Source organism: Staphylococcus caledonicus, assembly GCF_016238465.1.
GTDB classification, from domain to species: Bacteria; Bacillota; Bacilli; order Staphylococcales; family Staphylococcaceae; genus Staphylococcus; species Staphylococcus caledonicus.
The window spans coordinates 532,838-552,042 of sequence record NZ_JABTXV010000002.1 but is presented as its reverse complement, the minus strand read 5'-3'; the positions used below and the strand labels follow the sequence as shown (position 1 = coordinate 552,042).

The following is a 19,205-nucleotide window of genomic DNA, read 5'->3' as shown; positions in this document are numbered from 1 at the left end:
ATTATTACAGTTAAATACTGTAACATAATTTCCATAATTTTTAGAAGTGTCTTGTTTCATGCTATAATTCTAATGATTAAGATATATAAGATAAAGGAGTTAGACTAACTATGGACTTAGAATCACAATTAGCTGAACTTAAATATGATTATACACGTCTACAAAATGACCTTGAAAAGCGTGAATCATTAAATCAAAATATTGATCCTTTATTACAACAACTAGAGAGCATCGAGAAGGAAATCTCGGAAGTTCGTTCAAAATTACGTCAGAAATAGCGTGTTACATCGTCTAGTCATTAAATAAACAACATGCTATTATTAGTCATAGTAGAAAGGATGTCATCTGGTGAAACTTTACCTAATATTATTACCCGTATTATATCTTTTTGTTAGCTACATAAGTATTTTTAAAATGAATTCAATTTTCACTCGTATTTTACGTATTATTATGGGAATTTTATTGTTATTTGTAGTAGCAATTACAACATTACAATTTCCAGCTGAAAATTGGTGGGTCTTCATCGTTTTATTACTTTTAGTAGGTAACGTTGAGGTTACTGCGTTCAAATCATTAAAAAATGATCATAAAGGTGTTTCAATTTTAAACATCTTATCAATTATATTATTTGTTATCTATATTATTTTAACTTTCGTAATGTATTAAACATGTACTTAGTCAGTTCAAATTATACTGAGAGCTTATTCTCATAACATAATAGCACCGCTTGGAAGGATGAAGTTCCCTCCGAGCGGTGCTTTTCTATATCATAATTAAATTTCGTTTCTAACACAGTATTGTAGCTATGACTGCTTCATGGTAATTAAACACAGTCATAGCTCAATTTACGTAAGATTACTTACGCATTATTTTATTTTTTAACGTGAATAATATTTCATAAATCACTGGTACCACGATTAGAGTAAGAATAGTTGAAGATACTAATCCACCAATTACAGTAGCAGCCATACCTTTTGAAATTAAGATTGAGCTATCTTGTCCAAATAGTAATGGTAGTAACGCACCTATTGTAGCAATGGCAGTCATTAAAATAGGTCTAATACGTGTGCCACCTGCTTCTAACAACGCTTCTTTCATAGTCATTCCTTGTTGCTCATTCGTAATCACCCTATCGATAAGTACGATGGCATTGGTTACGACCAGACCAATCAACATCAACATACCTATTAAACTAGGAACAGAAATAGTTTCACCTGTAATCAATAATGCGAAGACTACTCCGATAACCGTAAATGGTAGTGAAAATAGAATAGTGAACGGTGCTAGGCCACCTCTAAATGTAATGACCAAGACTAGATAAACAATTACAATAGCCACTAACATTGCAAACGCTAATTGATTCATAGCTTGATTGATATCATCTGAAGCGCCACCAACGTTAACTTTTACGTTATTAGGCTTGTCGATGTTATCTACTTCATTCATTACCTTACTTGACGTACCGCCTACGTCAGAAGCAGTGACTTTACCTGAAATCGTTGTAGCGTAGTCGCCATCTTCTTGTACTAACTTACTTGGTGTCGTAGTACGTTCAAGTTTCGCTATATCTTTAAGTTTTACAGTTTCACCAGTTGGAGATTTTAATTCAATATTATTTAATTTATCTTGAGACCAATCAGTTTGTTTATTTTGTTTTACTTTTACATCTATTTTATTACCATTTTCCTTAACTGTGGTAATTGTTTTCTCAGGTAAGTTTTCATTAAGATTTAAAGCTAATTGGCTAGCAGAAATGCCTTTATCTGTCGCTTTATTTTGATCAACTTTAATTTCATATTGATCGTATGTTTGTGATAAATCAGATTTCACATTTTCTAATCCATCGATAGACTTCATCTTATCTTCTATTTTAGCTACAGTACCTTTAATATCTTTAGTTGAAGGCCCTTTAACTGTTACTTCAATAGAATCATTTCCCATACCTGTGCCCATGTTTTGATTTTTCCATTCACCTGGGTCTTTCATCTTAGATAAATGAGAAATAACTTTATCTGGTTCTTCATCAAAGTTAGGCGTGTTTTTATCATATTCCACCATAATCGCCATACTATTAGTACTACCTGTTGGATCGGCTGGTGATGGACCACCTACAGAGTATTGTACCGTTTTAACTTTATCTTTACTTTGAAGATATTGTTGTGCTTTTTCTGCATGATTGAGTACTGCTTTTTCAGTTTCGCCTGGTTTAGGCGTATAAGTGAGTGCTAAGAATTTATCATCACCTGTTGAAATAAAGCTTGTACCTAATTTGGTAGCACCTAATCCAATACTTCCAATTAATATAACTAAACTTATAATTAACACTATCCATTTATGGTTAAGCGACCATCCTAATACTTTACGATAGCCACTACCTACTTTACTAGTGTTGTTTTCATGCTTGTCATTAGCATGTTGTTTCGTTTTAATTCCTTTTTTGAAAAAGGTAGAAGCTAAGGCTGGCACAACGGTAATAGATACGAGTAGCGATGCTAATAAACTAAAGGTAATCGCTAACGCAAATGGTCTAAACATTTCCCCTACCGAACCTGAAACAAAGGCAAGTGGTAGGAAGACAATAATAGTTACGATAGTTGAAGATAAAATAGGTTTAAATACTTCTCTCGTAGCACTTATAACTAAGTTATCTCCTTTAAGTTGTTCATGCGGATCAGATAACCGACGATATATATTTTCTACTACTACAATCGAGTCATCAATCACACGGCCAATCGCAATAGTTAATGCACCTAACGTTAAAATATTTAACGACACATCACTTAATTTTAAAGCAATAAGTGCGATTAAAATAGAAAGTGGAATTGAAACCACTGATATAGCAGTCGTTCTAATATTTCTTAAGAATAACAGTATAACGATAATAGCTACAATTGTACCTAATGCAGCTTTTTCAACCATTGTATAAAGTGAGTCTTCAATTGGTTTCGCTGTATCCATTGTCTTAGTAGCTTTAATGTCACTATTATTTTTAACAAATTCATCTATTTTCTTTTGAACGTCGTGGGCAACTTGTACTGTATTTGCGTCTTGTGCTTTCATAATTTGAACATTTACCGCATCTTTGCCGTTCGTTTTAGAAATAGATTCACGTTCGTCGCCAACACTAACTTTAGCTAAATCACTTAATGGGACACTTGGCATCTCGCCACTTGAAGCTTGAGAAGCAGGTTTACTTTGAGATTGACTACTACTAGATGTTGAAGCTTCATCTCCCGTACTACTCATGCTTTCAGCGCCACTGTCGTCTCCACTAGATTGACCTTGGCCACTAATATTTAGAGGGATTTCTAAATCTTTTAACGCGTCGACTGATTTAAATTGACCATCGACTACGATTGATTTTTCATTTTCTCCAAATTGGAATAGTCCAAGCGGTGTTTCACGAGTGGCTGTTTTTATGTAGTTTTCAACATCATCCGCCGTTAATCCCGCTTCGTCTAACTTACTTTGTTTAAATTTCAACGTTACCTGACGTGTTGTTTGCCCGTTAAGTTGGGCATTTTGAACGCCATCAATAGTTTGTAGTTTAGGAATTAATTGGTTATTAATTTCCTTCGTTGTTGTTTTTAAATCATCATTTTTATTAGTAAATGAATACGCTGCTATTGGAAAAGCATCCATAGAGTTACGTGTTAATTCTGGTTCACTTACCCCATCTTTAAAGTCTAATTTATCGATTTCTTTTTTCAGTACTTCTTCTGCTTTATCCATGTCTGTATCATTATTGTATTCAACAGTGACGATGGATGCATTTTGTATCGATTGTGTCTTAACACTCTCTACATAAGCTAAAGAACGGACTTGATTATCTATTTTCGAACTTATTTCATCTTGCGTCGTTTGAGGGGTAGCCCCAGGCATTGTAGTTTGAACAGAAATTACAGAATTCTCAACATCTGGTAATAATTCAAGCTTCAACTTTGCGCTTGAATATACGCCCCCTAAAATAACCAACACTATCATTAAGAAGATAGCGAACTTATTACCAAGAGAAAACTGTAGTATTTTTTTGATCATTCCTTCACTTCCTTTAACTCAACTTATAAACCGCTATATTTCTTTTATTGTCCCATATGATTTGTGAATGTGAATTATCATATTAAGATTAGGACATATTTTGCGTAAATTAGTACTTCAATTTAATCTTTCAGTATTAAGTAGCAGCTATATATATCCTATCTTCTATACAACCTATATTGTTTACTATTTTGCCTTAAACAATACGTTATATATTTCTAAAAAAACTGAACGCTACAATAATTGTAGAATCGTTCAGATTATAAGAATTATTTAAAATGACTTTATTTACCTTTTAGCTTACGGGAAATTTTAATTTTAGCTTTAGTTAAGCGTGGTTTAACTTGTTCGATTAATTGATAAAGTGGTTGATTTAATACGTAGTCGAATTCACCAATTTTTTCACTTAAATAAGTTCCCCATACTTTTTTAAATGCCCATAAACCATAGTGTTCAGTACCTTTTTCAGGATTATTATCTGTACCGCCAAAGTCATATGATGTCGCACCATGTTCACGTGCGTATTTCATCATTGCGAATTGCATGTGATGGTTAGGTAAGAAGTTACGGTACTCATTTGAAGATGCACCATATAAATAATATGATTTTTTACCAGCAAACATGAGTAAAGCACCTGATAAATAAACACCTTCAGGATGTTCTTGTTCTAAGGTAACCATTTCATCTTTCAATTCACTTGTTTTAGAGATTTTATTCTCTAAATCTTTTAATTTGTTAGCTGTTTTCTTATCATTTTTCTTCTCAAGTTTCTCTTGTAATTGCGTCTTTTCTTGGTGTTGTTCTTCAAGTTCTTGATTTAGTTGTTCTAATACAGGTTTTGGTTCTAATTTAACTAAGAAGAGTTCAGCGTCACCATCTTCATGGAGCGCATCATAAATATTTTCAAAGTAACTTATGTCTCTTGTTAAGAAACCATCTCGTTCACCTGTAATTTTCATTAATTCTGCGAAAGTTTTTAGACCTTCTCTATTTGACCGTTCTACTTTTGTGCCACGTTTAAGCGCTAATCTTACTTTAGAACGATTACGACGTTCATAGCTTTCAAAGATTTCATCATCTGTTTTATCAATTGGCGTAATCATTGTCATACGTGGTTGAATGTAATCTTTAGATAGGCCTTCTTTAAATCCTTTATGTTTAAACCCTAAAGCTTTAAGGTTTTTAAGTGCTTCAATCCCTTTATCCACTTCAACATCTGGGTCAATTTTAATAGCATATGCTTTTTCTGCTTTAGCAACTTTTTTAGTTTCTTCTAATAGCTTTTCTAGTGCAGCTTTATTACTATAATCTGTTACAAATCCACGAGATACATAGCATAATGTAAATGGTAACTTAGGTACTTTTTTAAATAATAATTGAGCTACACCTTTAATTTCACCATTTTCTCCAACTGCGACGCGCTTTGAATACCATCCAGTTAAGCGTTTTGTTTCTGCCCATTTTGTCAGTTGCAGTAAATCGCCATTCGGATGAGTTTTTACAAATGCGTCATGTTCTTGATTAGTGATGTTCATCTTTTCCATGCTATAAAAAACTCCTTTATCTTTACATTAATTACAATTATACAATCTACCTGAGTAGGTGTCGACAAACACGACACGTAAGTTCAATTTCCTTTAATATATATGCAAATTTGTTATACTTATTAGACTTAATAACGACCCGCACTTTAAATTTACACTTTATATAAAAGAGGTTTTATTCTTGAGAAATATCATTCTAACTATATTTATCATATGCAATTTAATCGCTATTATCTTAACACTTAGCCAACCACTTACTATCGCATATTTTAGTTTACGAGTTATGTTTGTCGCGTTGAGCTTCGTACTAACCATCTTCTTCCTTCTATTAAGAACGACTAGAATGTCAACGATATTAAGTTCTATCTCCTTAATTCTAGTTATTGTCCATATTGCTTTAATTGCCCATAGCACGTACGTATATCTCTACTAAATATTAATCTTCAGGTTCGAAGCGATACTTTGCTCCTTTAATATTGATGGAATAAGGGGCAGTCGATTCTTTATCTTTAAAAATGACAGTACGGTATCCTGAATGTTGCCCATCTTGAATACGGTAGATGATGTTATCATCTGTTAATCGTAAATCCGTATAATTGTCCCCTTCTTCAATAACGCTCATTTTAAACCAAGTTTGCCATTTAGCTAATGTCTTAGCACGTTTTGAACTATCAATAATAATCTTATCGATTTTAAATTGCTTTTGGAAAAGGGATTCCAATTTTTTATTGCGTTGTGTTTCACTATCTTCCCATTGAATAAAGAATGGTGGTTTAACCATGTAATCTGGATCAGCAATATATAATAATTTCCATTTAACTTTATCACCTTTTTTATTTTCTCGATGCATTTCAACTGGGCCAATGGTTTCCACATGATGTTCTTCTAACGATTGTTTAATCGCCTCGATATCGGATGTTCTAAATGCCATTGTTTTAAAACCTTGTTTAAAGTTGTCTTGCACAATTTTAGTTGCGAAAGCAACACGTCCCTCTTCAGTTTTTGCCTCTTTCTTTAGTTTTTCAGTATCTTCCACATCTAATAATTCTATATAGTTTTCATTGATAAAAGATAAACGATTAAACGTCCCAAATTTATGATGTTTCCCTCCAGAAGATAATTTTAAAATTTCCCCTGGGTATTTAAAATTCTTAAGGTTATCTACATAGTGAATGATATGATCAAATCTTAATTCCATTAGCAGTATGTCCCTTCTCATATATTTCTATTTATCTCTATCTTATCAAACCTCTTACTAGATTACTTCATATGAATTCTACTATTGCATTTTAATCGTATAAGTCATATACTAATTTCTGTCATTAAAACTAGTTAGCAAAGCTAACTTTTGAAAGGGAGTTACTTGTATGCTTATAAATGAATTTTTCAATAGTTTTATTGGAATTTATCGTCCTTATATTAAGCGCACGCAATTTATATTAGATAAATTTGAACTTCACCCAGGTCAATGGTTAGTACTAAGAGATATTGCAAATACTGGTCCTACAACTTTAGTACATATTTCTAAACGTCGATTTATCGAAAAACCAACTGCCCGCAAAATCATTAAAATTTTAGCTGAAAAAGATCTTTTAGTTATAACGCCTGGTCAGGATAAACGTGAAAAGCTTTTAACTTTATCTGACAAAGGACAAAAATTATTCGAAGATGTTAACCAACACATTATTCCTGTACAGAAAGCGCTCATCGAAAACTCTGGTCTTACGATGGAGGAACTAGAGAATGTGATTTCTACCATGAATAAACTTCATCATACGTTGGCTAAGGAGGAAGATGAATGACTCAAACGGAAAATTTAAAGCAACCTATTTTTACAAAGAGTTTTACAGTTAACTTTACTATAAACTTCTTTGTTTATTTATGTATGTATTTATTACTTGTTATTATTGCAGATTATAGTAAAACGGCTTTCCATGCTTCTGATAGTTTAGCTGGGTTAGTAGTAGGCTTATTTATCGTTGGCTCATTGGTCGGTCGTTTTGGAACGGGGAAATACGTCAATAAATTTGGTCCTAAGAAAATTCTTATCGCCGGACTTATCTTTTTAATTATTACTCAATTACTTTATTTTATACCTGGATCAATTACGTTCTTAATGGTTATACGTTTACTCAATGGTATAGCTACTGCCATTGCTACTACTGCGACTGGGACTATTGCAGCACATGTCACACCTGTAGAACGTAAAAGTGAAGGGATAAGCTTATTCTCATTAAGTTTAGTTTTAGGAACAGCTATTGGTCCATTCTTTGGTATTTTGTTATTGAAATCTTTTTCAATTAATTTATTATTTATCATCTGTGTCATATTAGGAATTTTGAGTTTAATTATTTCTTTATTTATCAATATAGATTTCAACCCTTCTACTAATAGAACCGATGAAAAAGTTGCTAAAGCGTCTGGGTTTAATATTCATAGCTTTATCGCAAAAGAAGCTGTACCTGTAGCTATCGTAATGATGATTATTGGTTTAAATTATGCTTCAATTTTAACGTTCTTAAAATCATTCGCAGAGCAACGAGATTTAGTAGAAGCATCTAGTTATTTCTTTATTTGTTATGCGGTTGCTTCGCTCATAACTCGCCCTATCGCCGGTCGTCTTATTGATGCACGTAGTGAAAATGTAGTCGTTTATCCCGCATTTATTGCCTTAATCATTACATTTATTTTACTTGTCTTTAGTCATAGCAGTTGGATGTTATTACTATCAGGTGTCTTCTTAGGCATAGGTTATGGTAATTTATCTTCTTCTATGCAAGCGATTGCGATTAAAGTATCACCATCTAGTAAGTATGGTATTGCGACTTCCACATACTTTATTGGTCTTGATGTAGGTATTGGCTTTGGTCCTTCACTACTTGGATTATTTACTGGTATGATTTCATATACACAAGTGTATTTAATTATGGCTATTGTGGCTGCCTTATGTACATTGCTATATTTCTTAATACATGGACGTAAAGTTCAACCAAACACATAACAAAGTTAAACAAAATAGAATACGAATATATAAAATTAGGCTTAGAGATAATTCATAATTGAATTACCTCTAAGCCTTTATTTCGTGACTGAGACATTAATGATTTGTGCTCTAGGAAACCGATATACGGTGTCCCAACCTCTTAATTCGCAATACTAATTGCTTCAATTTCACTTTTCATTTTATCTAATAATTGTTGTTGTGCGACATTGTAGAAGTAAAATACTTGTCGTTCATCAGTTTCAGAACGTATTTTTGAAATCGATTCTTTTTTATAAATTTTACGGATGATAACATCGATTTTACTTGTATCCCATAACATTTCAAAATGTAATGTGTCACGTAATTCTTTACCACTGATTTTTTTACCCTCATAAACTTTGAACAGAACTACAAATTCTTCGATAGAAATTTTATAAGATGATTTTAACCAGTGTTTCAATTGACTTAATTCTCTTTCAGCTTCAATAAATCGTTGTACTTTATTATCCATAATAACAATCCTCCAATGTTGATTCTAAGATGTTGTATTTGAATTATCAGTTAAAATTACTTAATGAAATTATATAACAGAAGTACAATTTAATCTATTAAAAATTTTATTTTATCTCAGATTATTATTTAATCTGCCTCATTATTTTCATAAAATTGCTCCCTTTTATGCATTCGTATACTTAAACCATAGTTTTTACTAAGATATTTAATGTTTATCAATCAATATTTATATTTAACTGATGACACTAAAAAAGCTATAACACAGTATAGGATTAAGGAATGTTTCAATTCCTCATCCACTGCATTATAGCTATAAAATATATTTCTTCTTAACCGCCAATATAATTCATATTAATCTTCTTACGCTGACGGTTTTTAACTGTTTGTTCAGTACGTTCGTCTGAATATCGATCATCTCTTATGTTCCATAAACTAATCAACTGCGCTCTTAATTCTTCATCAGTCACGCCTGAACGAATAAAGGATTTAATATTGAAACCTTCTACCGTACTAAATAGACAACCATAAAATTTACCATCCGAAGATAGACGTGCACGTGTGCATGTTGAACAAAATGACGCAGACACACTAGTAATTAAACCGAACTTCGCCCCATTATCTTTATGTTTATAATATTTAGCTACTTCACCAAAGTATTTCGGTGCGACTGGCTCGATATCAAAGTGTTCTTCAATAAGCTCTAACATTTCATCTTTTGTGACGACTTTACTAAAGTCCCAACCGTTATCATTGCCGACGTCCATAAACTCTATAAATCGTATTTCAATATTTTTTTCTTTAAAATACTCTATCATTGGAAGTATTTGATCATCATTAACTCCCTTTTGAATTACCACATTCACTTTGACATGGAATCCAATTGATACAGCATAATCAATTTGGTCTAGAATCGTAGAAGCTTTAATATTACGATTATTGATTGCTTGAAAGACTTCATTATCAATGGCATCTAAACTGACATTAATACGACGCAAACCTGCATCATATAAGTTTTGGCCATGTTTTTTTAATAATAAGCCGTTAGTGGTCATTCCAATATCTTCGATGCCTTCAATTTTATTAAGTTCAGCAATGAGTTGATATAAATTACGTCTTAATAATGGTTCTCCACCAGTAATACGTAACTTTTTAACTCCTAGTTCAGCATAGACCTTTGCGATTCTTACCATTTCATCAAATGTTAATAATTCATCTTTAGGGAGAAATACAAAATCGTCGCCAAAAATTTCTTTAGGCATACAGTAATCACATCTGAAATTACAACGGTCTGTTACAGATATACGTAAATCACGGATTGGTCGGCCTAATTTATCTTTGATTAGTGCTACCATAAACGCGGGCCTCCTTAATTATTAATCTGTTGTTTTAAAGAGTCCAAATCATGTTGGTAGTTAATGTTCTTATACCAATAATCATGTGATTGAATATCCTTAACATCCAGACATCTCGTCGTTACTTGTTGATAAACATGTTTTAAGCTATAATCATCTGAATCTAATGCATCTTTCATAATTTCTAAGATGTAAGGACTGTAAAATGCTATGGTTGGTATAACTTTTTCATTTTCCGAAAAAGCAGCAATATCGATTTGGTCTTCTATTAATCTGGAAACCATAAATTGATATAGTGCGCTAATTGCCTTTCCGGTAATCATCGGTGTGTCCACAGATACGACGAAGAAGAGCTCTTCATCACTATAACGTTTCATAACCGTATAGATACCTGCTAAAGGACCCTTATCTTTGTTATATGAATCATCTATAACAATATTATTGTAGTCAAATTGGTCAGCAAGCTGTTCATTTGCACTAATAATAATTTCATTAAACATATTTGTTGCTTCTAAGGTTTGTATAATTCGTTGATAGAACATTTGTCCATCAATCTTGGCAAAGGCTTTCGCTTCTCCAAATCGTTGCGAATGGCCTCCCGCTAAAATAATTGCTTTCATTTCCCAATTAACCCCCGCTTACTGGTGGAATCAATGCAACCACATCAGTTGGTTGTATGATATCCTCTTTTTGTACGAATTCTTCATTGACTGCCACTTGAAACTTTTTATTGCTAATTGAGGGGTGGCGTTCAAATAACGCTTTTTTAAATGATTTAACATCCATATTTTCTTTAATATCAATATTTTCAGAGTTAGTTTGCAGTATTTCTTTAATTTCTGCAAAGTACATTACCTTCACTCTAGACATCTCCTTTAGTAGCTTGCTCGTGGTTGCCCCGTTGATGACCCTGCCATTCTGATCCATCTTCCCAAATTTCTTTCTTCCAAATAGGTACAACTTCTTTAATACGTTCTATTGCATATTCATTAGCACGATATGCATCTTTACGATGAGGCGATGAAACTGCTATTAATACCGCAATATCTGAAATTTGAAGTGGCCCTATTCGGTGCACAATTGTTGTAATCGTTCCAGGCCAACGTTCTTGAATTTCATCACCAATTTGAGCGAGTTTCTTCTCAGCCATCGGTACATACGCTTCATATTCTAAATACTCAGTTTTAACGCCTTTTGTCCACTCTCTTACATGTCCGGTAAAGACTACTACAGCGCCTTGATGCTCATTTATAGTAAAATCTCGATACTGTTCTGTTTGAATCGGTTCAGTAACAATTTCGAATTGCTTCATTATATGTCAGTCCTTTTGTTCAATCCAATCTGTTAGCCATTTCTCATAATTTGCTAGAGCATTTTCTTCTTGAAAATGATAACAAAAACGCACATGAGATAATTGGTTTAATTGCTCTAATTCCTCTTGTGTACGGTAAACTACCACTTTATCGAAATCTTCATTCTTAAAACCTTCAACTAAAATGATATTACATGTTATTGTAACAGATTCGTCAATAATCTGAGTAAGGTTTTGTTTATGGGTTCTAGTTACCGTTTGTTGCAAAGAGTTACCTTGCACGATACTTTGATCCGCGCCAGCTTGAAAATGTTTCATATGATCGACATCATTATCTTGTAGTACAATATCCTGACCGTCATGCCCATGATGTTTAATAGTAACTACCGTATAACCCTTAGATTTTAAAAATTGGACCGTATGTTCCATTAATGTGGTCTTGCCAGAATTTTTAAAACCCACGATTTGTAAAATCATAGCGACATATCCTCTTCAAAAGCATTTGATTCAGTTAGAATTACATCTACTGTATGGCCTGCTTTAAATCCACGTGTGCCTCCAGGCAACATAATCATTGCATTACTATGCGCAATCGCTACTACTGCGCCAGATTTATTAAATCCTGATGGTACCACCGTCGCACCACTTTGTGAAAATGAAGCATGAGCTCTAATAAAGCGTGTAAAAGGATTGGCTTTAGTGAAGTCTTCCATCAACGTTGCTTTAACAACTTGTGGGTAAAAGGCTGTCGCCCCCATCATATGCTTAACAGCTGGTTTTACAAATAGTTCAAATCCTGTAAAACATGCGGACGGATTGCCAGATAAGCCGAATAGATATTGGTCATTAGCTACGGCTACTGTTGTAACACTACCAGGACGCATAGCTACTTTATTAAATAAGACGTCTGCATCTACAGCTTTATAAATTTCTGGTAAATAGTCGAAATCACCTACAGAGACACCACCAGTTGTAATCACGATTTCATGTTTAGCCATAGCGTTTTTGACTACGTCGATACTACTTTGTAAATCGTCTTGTTGTATCTTATAAGCTTCTACTTCTAAACCGAATTTCTCAGCTAGTGCCTTAATCATAGGGCCATTTGAGTTACGGATTTTGCCTGGCTCTAATTCATCATCCACATCTAATAATTCACTGCCCGTCGCAATAATGGCTACACTTGGTTTTTGAACTACTGGCACTTCAGTATATCCATAAGTGGCCAATACTGCTATCGCTCCTGGATTAATAGTTTGTCCTTTTTTCAAGACGATGTCGCCTGTCATCGTTTCTTCGCCTTTAAGTGACACATTTTCATATGCTTCAAAAGGTTTACGTATAGTAAAGGTATCTCCATTTTCAACTGTTTGTTCAAACATAACTACCGCATCTGCGCCTTCTGGAATTTGAGCACCAGTCATAATACGTACTGCTTCATTTTCACCTAATGTTTTGTCTGACACGGAACCTGCGCCAATATGATCAATGACCGTGAATTGCTTACGGTTCTCGGCATATGCGCCTGCTGAATCAGCACTTCGAATAGCAAAACCATCATAGGGTGATTTATTAAAACGTGGGATATCATAGGTTGCTTCAATATCTTGCGCTAAAATATAATTTAGACTATCTTCAAGTTTAACTTTAGTTTCACCCATAAAAATAGATTGTTTTACTACACGTTGAATCGCTTCTTTAACTGGGATTGGATTTCTTTTTTCCACTGCCATTTTATCAACTCCATTTTTATAATAAAAAATCATGATATACTAACAAAAGTGCTTAAAAGTTCTGATTAACTTTATGTTTGAGGAGGAATATGATGTCTGAATTTACTCATATTAATGAACAAGGTAATGCGAAAATGGTGGATGTATCAGATAAAAACGTTACAAAACGTACTGCACAAGCGCATTCTAGCATTACAGTTAACGAGACAATTTATCGTCAAATTCTTGATAATACTAACAAAAAAGGTAATGTATTAAATACCGCACAAATTGCCGGTATTATGGCTGCTAAAAATACTTCAACTATTATTCCTATGTGTCATCCCTTACCATTAACTGGGATTGATGTCACATTTTCTTGGGAAAAGAACGAAGATAATACCTACACATTAAATATTACAACTATTGTCTCTACTACAGGTAAGACAGGCGTTGAAATGGAAGCATTAACTGCTGCATCTGCCACTGCCCTAACTGTCTACGATATGACAAAAGCGATCGATAAAGGTATGATTATCGGTCAAACTTACCTCGAGTCTAAATCAGGAGGCAAGTCTGGCGACTATCAACGCTAATGTAGTTTACAAATGAACATAACGTTTCTATATTAAATATAATAGTCATGGCACCAAAACTTCAATTAGGGAAATCTATAATTGTAGTTCTAGCTCATGACTATTTTTCTATTTATTCAATTCATATACCATATGGTTAAGTTCAGGTTTAATTAACTTTTCCACCGCAAGTTTTACTGCACCCGTAGAGCCCGGCAATGTGAAGATAATCTTATTCATCACTGTTCCCGCTACAGCTCTTGATAATAATGATTTAGTGCCTACATCTTCCGTATAGCTTAAATATCTGAATAACTCTCCAAAACCTTCGATTTCTTTATCTAATAATGGACGCACCGCTTCAATAGTAATATCTTTTTGAGAGATACCTGTACCGCCTGTTGTAATAATTACGTCAATCTCAGAAGCGAGCCATGTTTCAATTTGCGATTGGATAGCTTCTTTATTATCTTTAACAATAGCATAATGTTCATTGTCTATTTCAATATTCATATCTTGTAATAGTGATTGAACGAGTTGTCCACCTTTATCATTGTCTTTATCACGTGTATCGGAAATTGTTAGTACGGCACATCGAATATTTCTATCTACTTTTTCATGTTCATGTTGATGCATTTAAACCACTCCTCTTATCCGAATAATTGATTAATTAAATTTATAGCCTCTGATGTTTTAGTCGTGCCATGTACGAGTATACGCCCACCTTGAAATGCTACAAGGCGATATCCTTTATACTTAAACATCAACATATATTTATTCTCGCGATACTTAAGTTGATGTTGATGTAAGAAATCACGAATCATTTCCTGGGTAATATTTGGGTTATCATACTGTACTGTATCTCTACCACATAATGTCGCATATAATGTATGATTATGCTTTAAATGCGGAAAAGTTGGATGAGACCCACACGTTGGACAATCTGCTCTATGCATACGGCTAAATCCAAACGTATAGTGGTCGCCTTCCCAAATATCACCATATGTGAGTTTTGTAGGAATTACATTGTCAGTAAGCAATTTAAGCGCATCACGTAATTGAAAACTCGTCGTCATTGTGACAGCAGGTTGAATAACCCCAACTGTATCACACGTCATATTAATTGTAGGAAGTTGTGGCATTAAACAGTTGAAACAAGGTGTTTCTCCTGGAATAAACGTTGCTTCAATGTAAGTACTTTGAACCACACCACCATATATCCATGGAATGTCCTCTTTGTATGAAAAATCATTAATGAGTTGTCGTGTGTCAAAATTATCTGTCGCATCAATAATGACATCGACGCCTTTTCCATAATTCTCTAAAAAATAATAATCTACGTGGGCGATATGCGCATAAATTTCAACGTCATGCCTGATTTGTTCTAAATGATGTTTAGCCGTCATCACTTTGGGCGACATTTGATTGGCGTCATCTTCAGTAAATAACGTTTGGCGTTGTAAATTGCTATACTCAATATAGTCTCTATCTACGATGGTTAATCTTTTAATGCCTGCACGTACCAGCCCTTCGGCAACGTGAGTCCCTAAAGCGCCCATCCCAACTATTAATACATGTTTCTGTTCTATCTTTTCTTGTCCTAGAGTACCAATTCCTTTAAATAAGGTTTGTCTTGAATAACGCCCTGTAGTCATAACACATGCCCTTTCTCATCTCTTCTCAGTTAACCTTATTATATCTAAAAAAAGACTGGAATAAAATCAAACGATTCGACAAAGACAAGTGTCATTTTAATCGAATCGTTTGATAGTCTATATTTTTATTTTTCGTTTATTTAACCAAGTTTGATAATTTTATCTGCTAGTACTTCCGCTTCAAAATTCGAATGCGTTACGAAGACAATTGGAATTGACCAGTCTTTGAAAATACGTTTGACCAATTTAATACCTTCATCTCTTGTCGCATCATCTAAACTTGAAAATGGTTCATCTAAAAGTATTAAATCAGGTTTTGTACTCAACGTACGTGCTAATGCTACACGTTGAGATTCGCCACCCGATAACGTTACTGGATATTGATCCATTAAATGACCAATGTTTAATTGTTCTGCTAATTCATCTATATGACTAGAATGCTTTGCCATAAATGTAATATTCTTGCGCACTGTCATATTCGGAAATAATTGATAGTCTTGAAACAAATACCCAATTCTTCGTTCTTGAATTTTAACGTTAATTTTATTTTCAGTATCAAGTAATAAATGATCATTGATTTTGATATAGGCTTTATCAGGTTGACGAAGCCCCGCAATCATATTCAACACTGTCGTCTTGCCTATACCTGAGGGCCCACGAATGGCATATATTTTAGGAGTAGTATCATTGATATCAATATCTATAAACGTCTTTTTTAACTGATATTGTAATTTAAGTCTTAACATCTACTCTACCTCCTGTGATTTATCCCTATTCGCGAAATTTAATACGCCGATAACGGTAATTGAAAATGCTACTAACACAAGAACCCATAACCAAGCTTGATTTTCTCTTCCTTGTTCAACTAAGAAATAAATTTCAAGTGGTAACGTGTTGGTTTTATTTGGTATATAACCTGCGACCATTAATGTAGCACCAAATTCACCGATAGCACGAGCAAAACTCATCATAATACCGGCAATAATTGACCGTTTAGATAAAGGTAATATCAGACGGTAAAAAATTTTATTCTCACTTGCCCCCATGGTACGAGCAGTATTTAACATTTTAGGGTTGATATTTCTAAATCCTTGAATCGTGTGTTGATACATTAACGGAAAACTAACAATGACAGATGCAATTACTGCACCTGTCATCGTAAATACCACTGGTAGATGTAGTATGTTTCCAAAGAATTGTCCTACAACACTTCTAGGAGAAAAGATAATCAGTAGAATAAAACCTAGTACCGTTGGCGGTAGAACAATGGGTAATAGTATAAAACTTTCAAGGAATTTAGTTAAATGCCCTTTTCCCTTATATAGTAATCGACTAATAAAAATGCCTAAGATTGAAACGATAATCGTACTAATAATGGCTACTTTGATCGATATCCAAAAAGGTGTTAAATCAGGCATAGGTTAAACCTCCTTATGCATCAAAATGATATTCTTCAAGAATGTCTTCTGCTTTGTCTGATTTTAAGAAGTCCATCCACTCTTTCGCTAATTTCTTATCAGAAGTAGCGCCTGCTTCATAAGTAATTGGTTTTTTAAGTTCAGCTTCTCTGATTTCATTTACTTTATCTGTTTTTTTGTTACCAGTGTATAAATCAGTTTTATATACAAAGCCCATCTGAGCGTTGCCTTTTTCCACATAATTTAACACTTGTTTAACGTCTTTTGCATAAACTAATTTATCTTTTACGTCGTTGTATAATTTTTGATCTTCAAGATATTGTTTAGCGTATTTACCTGTCGGTACAGTTTTCACTTCCCCAATCGCTAATTTTTCATCATCTTTTAAATCTTTAACTGAAGCTTCATTACTATTTTTGTCACCAATTAGGACAAGTTCATTATGCGCATATTTATATGTATCATGTGCTTTATCTTTATCTTTCAACATGTCTACATCTTTTGTATTTGCTGACATAAAGACATCTGCTGGAGCGCCTTTTTCAATTTGTTGTCTTAAAGCGCCTGATCCACCATAGTTAAAAGTGACATCCACATTTTTATGATCTTTTTTAAATTCTTTTTCTAATGCTTTACTTACATCACCTAAGCTAGCTGCAGCTGAGATTTGTAATTCTTGTTTTTTATCATTATCTTTATTACTTGAGTCAGATGATTTTTTACCCTCATCACTGCCCCCACCTGAGTTTGAACATCCTGCTAACACAACTGCTGATGTTGCAAGTATCGCTAAAGAACGTTTAAATTTCATTCCACAAATACCTCCTTATATATATAATGAATTATACACTTTTCAAATTTTTTTAAAAGACGATAACCAATATTTTCATTAAATTTTAAATTTATAATTTGAAAATAAACATGTACACTAGTTAATTTTAAAAACTTAATCTTTTCATTATTACTAGATAAGTTTTACTATAGTAATATATATTCTTAAAGGAGACAGACGTATGGATAAAGATGTGTTACAGGGACAAACCATTGTACGCTATGAAGACGGCCATTTGTTTGAAACTGAAGATAGCTATGTAACTGAATTTCCGTTAACGATAATGGTCAACGGTACAGAATTTGCTACCGTCATTTGTAGCCCTACCCATATGGAAGAACTAGTTATTGGTTTTTTAGCTTCTGAGGGGGCCATTTTCAAAAAAGAAGAAATAAAATCCATACAGATTGATGATAGTAAGGGGTTTGCGCATGTTGAGTTAACAAAGAAGTTAGGAGATCGATTTGAATACTCTACGAAACGCATGATTGCATCTTGCTGTGGGAAAAGTCGTGAATTCTACTTTCACAATGATGCAGCGATTGCTAAAACATCGATGTCAAAGATTACATTAACGCCGAGACAAGTGCTTAATATGATGACTGGCCTACAAAGTGCTAGTACATTGTTTAAACAAACAGGTGGTTTGCACAATGCAGCGATTAGTGATGGCGATGATTTTTTTGAACATAGACAAGATATAGGACGCCATAATGCGTTAGATAAACTGTATGGTTTCTGTATTCAAAGACATATCCCTGTGCGAAATAAAGTTCTAATCTTTAGCGGTCGCATTTCATCTGAAATATTACTTAAAGCAGCTAAAATTGGTGTAGGTGTGATTCTATCTAAATCAGCTCCTACTACATTAGCGATTACGCTTGCGAATGATTTGAACATTACAGCAATAGGTTTTATTCGAGATGGTAACTTTAATGTATATAGCCATCCCGAACGTATAAAAGGGAGCGAGACAGAAATCTAGGGAGCGGGACTGAAATCTAATGTAATTTCTAAGATTTCGTAGTCCCGCCCCGGCAAGGTTGGCTAGAAATGAAGAAAGTGAGGCTCGAACGCATCTTCATTTCAGACAACTACTGCCCAATGATACAAAAAACTAGGGAGTGAAGGTAAAACCATGAAAAAAAGAAAAATCATGAAGGAAAGATTAATTTTTTATTATCAATCCCTGATTTTTTTAGTGGTATATTTAAAATAATTAAAAATCTATTTACTTAAAAACATATATCAGTGGTGGAAATTTAAATAGA

Annotated in this window: 22 protein-coding genes; 7 read left to right on the top strand and 15 right to left on the bottom strand. The window is 33.6% G+C overall.

What is annotated here, in order from left to right:
* Window positions 1–110: 110 nt before the first annotated feature.
* Together HS848_RS09250 and mspA are read left to right on the top strand one after the other, a co-directional pair.
* On the top strand, window positions 111–278 hold the full coding sequence (locus HS848_RS09250; RefSeq protein WP_198612105.1) for an SE1832 family protein: 168 nt from the start codon (window positions 111–113) through the stop codon (window positions 276–278).
* A gap of 70 nt (window positions 279–348) precedes the next feature.
* Complete coding sequence (mspA, locus tag HS848_RS09245) at window positions 349–666, top strand: membrane stabilizing protein MspA (RefSeq protein ID WP_107506630.1); 318 nt, start codon at window positions 349–351, stop codon at window positions 664–666.
* Window positions 667–855: 189 nt separating this feature from the next.
* Here the strand turns inward: mspA and HS848_RS09240 are convergent, their stop codons facing one another.
* Together HS848_RS09240 and HS848_RS09235 are read right to left on the bottom strand one after the other, a co-directional pair.
* Window positions 856–4,038 (bottom strand): efflux RND transporter permease subunit, encoded by a 3,183-nt coding sequence (locus HS848_RS09240; RefSeq protein ID WP_198612104.1) that lies wholly within the window; start codon window positions 4,036–4,038, stop codon window positions 856–858.
* Window positions 4,039–4,322: 284 nt separating this feature from the next.
* Entirely contained in the window at window positions 4,323–5,582 is a 1,260-nt protein-coding gene (locus HS848_RS09235) for a lipid II:glycine glycyltransferase FemX (protein WP_107506632.1), read from the bottom strand.
* Window positions 5,583–5,763: 181 nt separating this feature from the next.
* On the opposite strand from HS848_RS09235, the gene HS848_RS12730 reads away from it, so the two are divergent.
* The gene (locus tag HS848_RS12730; RefSeq protein WP_232806132.1) at window positions 5,764–6,015 is read left to right on the top strand and encodes a hypothetical protein; all 252 of its coding nucleotides are present in this window, start codon (window positions 5,764–5,766) and stop codon (window positions 6,013–6,015) included.
* A gap of 3 nt (window positions 6,016–6,018) precedes the next feature.
* On the opposite strand, the gene HS848_RS09230 is transcribed toward HS848_RS12730, so the two are convergent.
* Window positions 6,019–6,780 carry a VOC family protein gene (locus tag HS848_RS09230; RefSeq protein WP_198612103.1) on the bottom strand — a complete coding sequence of 254 codons (762 nt, stop codon included), beginning with the start codon at window positions 6,778–6,780 and terminating at the stop codon, window positions 6,019–6,021.
* A gap of 169 nt (window positions 6,781–6,949) precedes the next feature.
* Here HS848_RS09230 and HS848_RS09225 point away from each other — a divergent pair, with 169 nt between their 5' ends.
* Together HS848_RS09225 and HS848_RS09220 are read left to right on the top strand one after the other, a co-directional pair.
* A complete protein-coding gene (locus HS848_RS09225; protein ID WP_107506635.1) occupies window positions 6,950–7,384 on the top strand; it encodes a MarR family winged helix-turn-helix transcriptional regulator in 435 nt (144 codons plus the stop codon).
* Complete coding sequence (locus HS848_RS09220; protein WP_198612102.1) at window positions 7,381–8,583, top strand: MFS transporter; 1,203 nt, start codon at window positions 7,381–7,383, stop codon at window positions 8,581–8,583. The genes HS848_RS09225 and HS848_RS09220 overlap by 4 nt, the downstream gene beginning before the upstream one ends.
* Window positions 8,584–8,725: 142 nt before the next feature.
* Here HS848_RS09220 and HS848_RS09215 read toward each other — a convergent pair whose 3' ends face one another.
* The 7 genes from HS848_RS09215 to HS848_RS09185 form a co-directional block, all read right to left on the bottom strand.
* Entirely contained in the window at window positions 8,726–9,076 is a 351-nt protein-coding gene (locus HS848_RS09215; RefSeq protein WP_198612101.1) for a transcriptional regulator, SarA/Rot family, read from the bottom strand.
* A 331-nt stretch (window positions 9,077–9,407) separates the two neighbouring features.
* Window positions 9,408–10,430 carry a GTP 3',8-cyclase MoaA gene (moaA, locus tag HS848_RS09210; protein WP_198612100.1) on the bottom strand — a complete coding sequence of 341 codons (1,023 nt, stop codon included), beginning with the start codon at window positions 10,428–10,430 and terminating at the stop codon, window positions 9,408–9,410.
* Window positions 10,431–10,444: 14 nt separating this feature from the next.
* Window positions 10,445–11,050, bottom strand: coding sequence for a molybdenum cofactor guanylyltransferase MobA (gene mobA, locus HS848_RS09205; protein WP_198612099.1), 606 nt, complete (start codon window positions 11,048–11,050; stop codon window positions 10,445–10,447).
* A 7-nt stretch (window positions 11,051–11,057) separates the two neighbouring features.
* Entirely contained in the window at window positions 11,058–11,291 is a 234-nt protein-coding gene (gene moaD, locus HS848_RS09200) for a molybdopterin converting factor subunit 1 (protein WP_198612098.1), read from the bottom strand.
* 1 nt (window position 11,292) lies between these two features.
* Window positions 11,293–11,742, bottom strand: a complete 450-nt coding sequence (locus tag HS848_RS09195; RefSeq protein ID WP_107506641.1) for a molybdenum cofactor biosynthesis protein MoaE — start codon at window positions 11,740–11,742, stop codon at window positions 11,293–11,295.
* A gap of 6 nt (window positions 11,743–11,748) precedes the next feature.
* Complete coding sequence (mobB, locus tag HS848_RS09190; protein WP_198612097.1) at window positions 11,749–12,219, bottom strand: molybdopterin-guanine dinucleotide biosynthesis protein B; 471 nt, start codon at window positions 12,217–12,219, stop codon at window positions 11,749–11,751.
* Window positions 12,216–13,475, bottom strand: coding sequence for a molybdopterin molybdotransferase MoeA (locus tag HS848_RS09185; protein WP_198612096.1), 1,260 nt, complete (start codon window positions 13,473–13,475; stop codon window positions 12,216–12,218). Before HS848_RS09185 ends, mobB begins: the two co-directional genes overlap by 4 nt.
* 92 nt (window positions 13,476–13,567) lie before the next feature.
* Here HS848_RS09185 and moaC point away from each other — a divergent pair, with 92 nt between their 5' ends.
* On the top strand, window positions 13,568–14,050 hold the full coding sequence (gene moaC / locus HS848_RS09180; protein WP_198612095.1) for a cyclic pyranopterin monophosphate synthase MoaC: 483 nt from the start codon (window positions 13,568–13,570) through the stop codon (window positions 14,048–14,050).
* A 108-nt stretch (window positions 14,051–14,158) separates the two neighbouring features.
* On the opposite strand, the gene HS848_RS09175 is transcribed toward moaC, so the two are convergent.
* The 5 genes from HS848_RS09175 to modA form a co-directional block, all read right to left on the bottom strand.
* Window positions 14,159–14,665, bottom strand: a complete 507-nt coding sequence (locus HS848_RS09175; protein WP_198612094.1) for a MogA/MoaB family molybdenum cofactor biosynthesis protein — start codon at window positions 14,663–14,665, stop codon at window positions 14,159–14,161.
* 14 nt (window positions 14,666–14,679) lie between these two features.
* Entirely contained in the window at window positions 14,680–15,684 is a 1,005-nt protein-coding gene (locus HS848_RS09170) for a ThiF family adenylyltransferase (protein ID WP_198612093.1), read from the bottom strand.
* Window positions 15,685–15,824: 140 nt separating this feature from the next.
* Window positions 15,825–16,430, bottom strand: a complete 606-nt coding sequence (locus tag HS848_RS09165; RefSeq protein WP_198612092.1) for an ATP-binding cassette domain-containing protein — start codon at window positions 16,428–16,430, stop codon at window positions 15,825–15,827.
* Entirely contained in the window at window positions 16,431–17,102 is a 672-nt protein-coding gene (modB, locus tag HS848_RS09160) for a molybdate ABC transporter permease subunit (protein WP_198612091.1), read from the bottom strand.
* A 13-nt stretch (window positions 17,103–17,115) separates the two neighbouring features.
* Window positions 17,116–17,913: a molybdate ABC transporter substrate-binding protein gene (gene modA / locus HS848_RS09155; RefSeq protein WP_198612090.1), complete on the bottom strand. Its 798-nt coding sequence runs from the start codon at window positions 17,911–17,913 to the stop codon at window positions 17,116–17,118.
* 202 nt (window positions 17,914–18,115) lie between these two features.
* On the opposite strand from modA, the gene fdhD reads away from it, so the two are divergent.
* Entirely contained in the window at window positions 18,116–18,919 is an 804-nt protein-coding gene (gene fdhD, locus HS848_RS09150; protein WP_198612089.1) for a formate dehydrogenase accessory sulfurtransferase FdhD, read from the top strand.
* The last annotated feature ends 286 nt before the right edge of the window (window positions 18,920–19,205 follow it).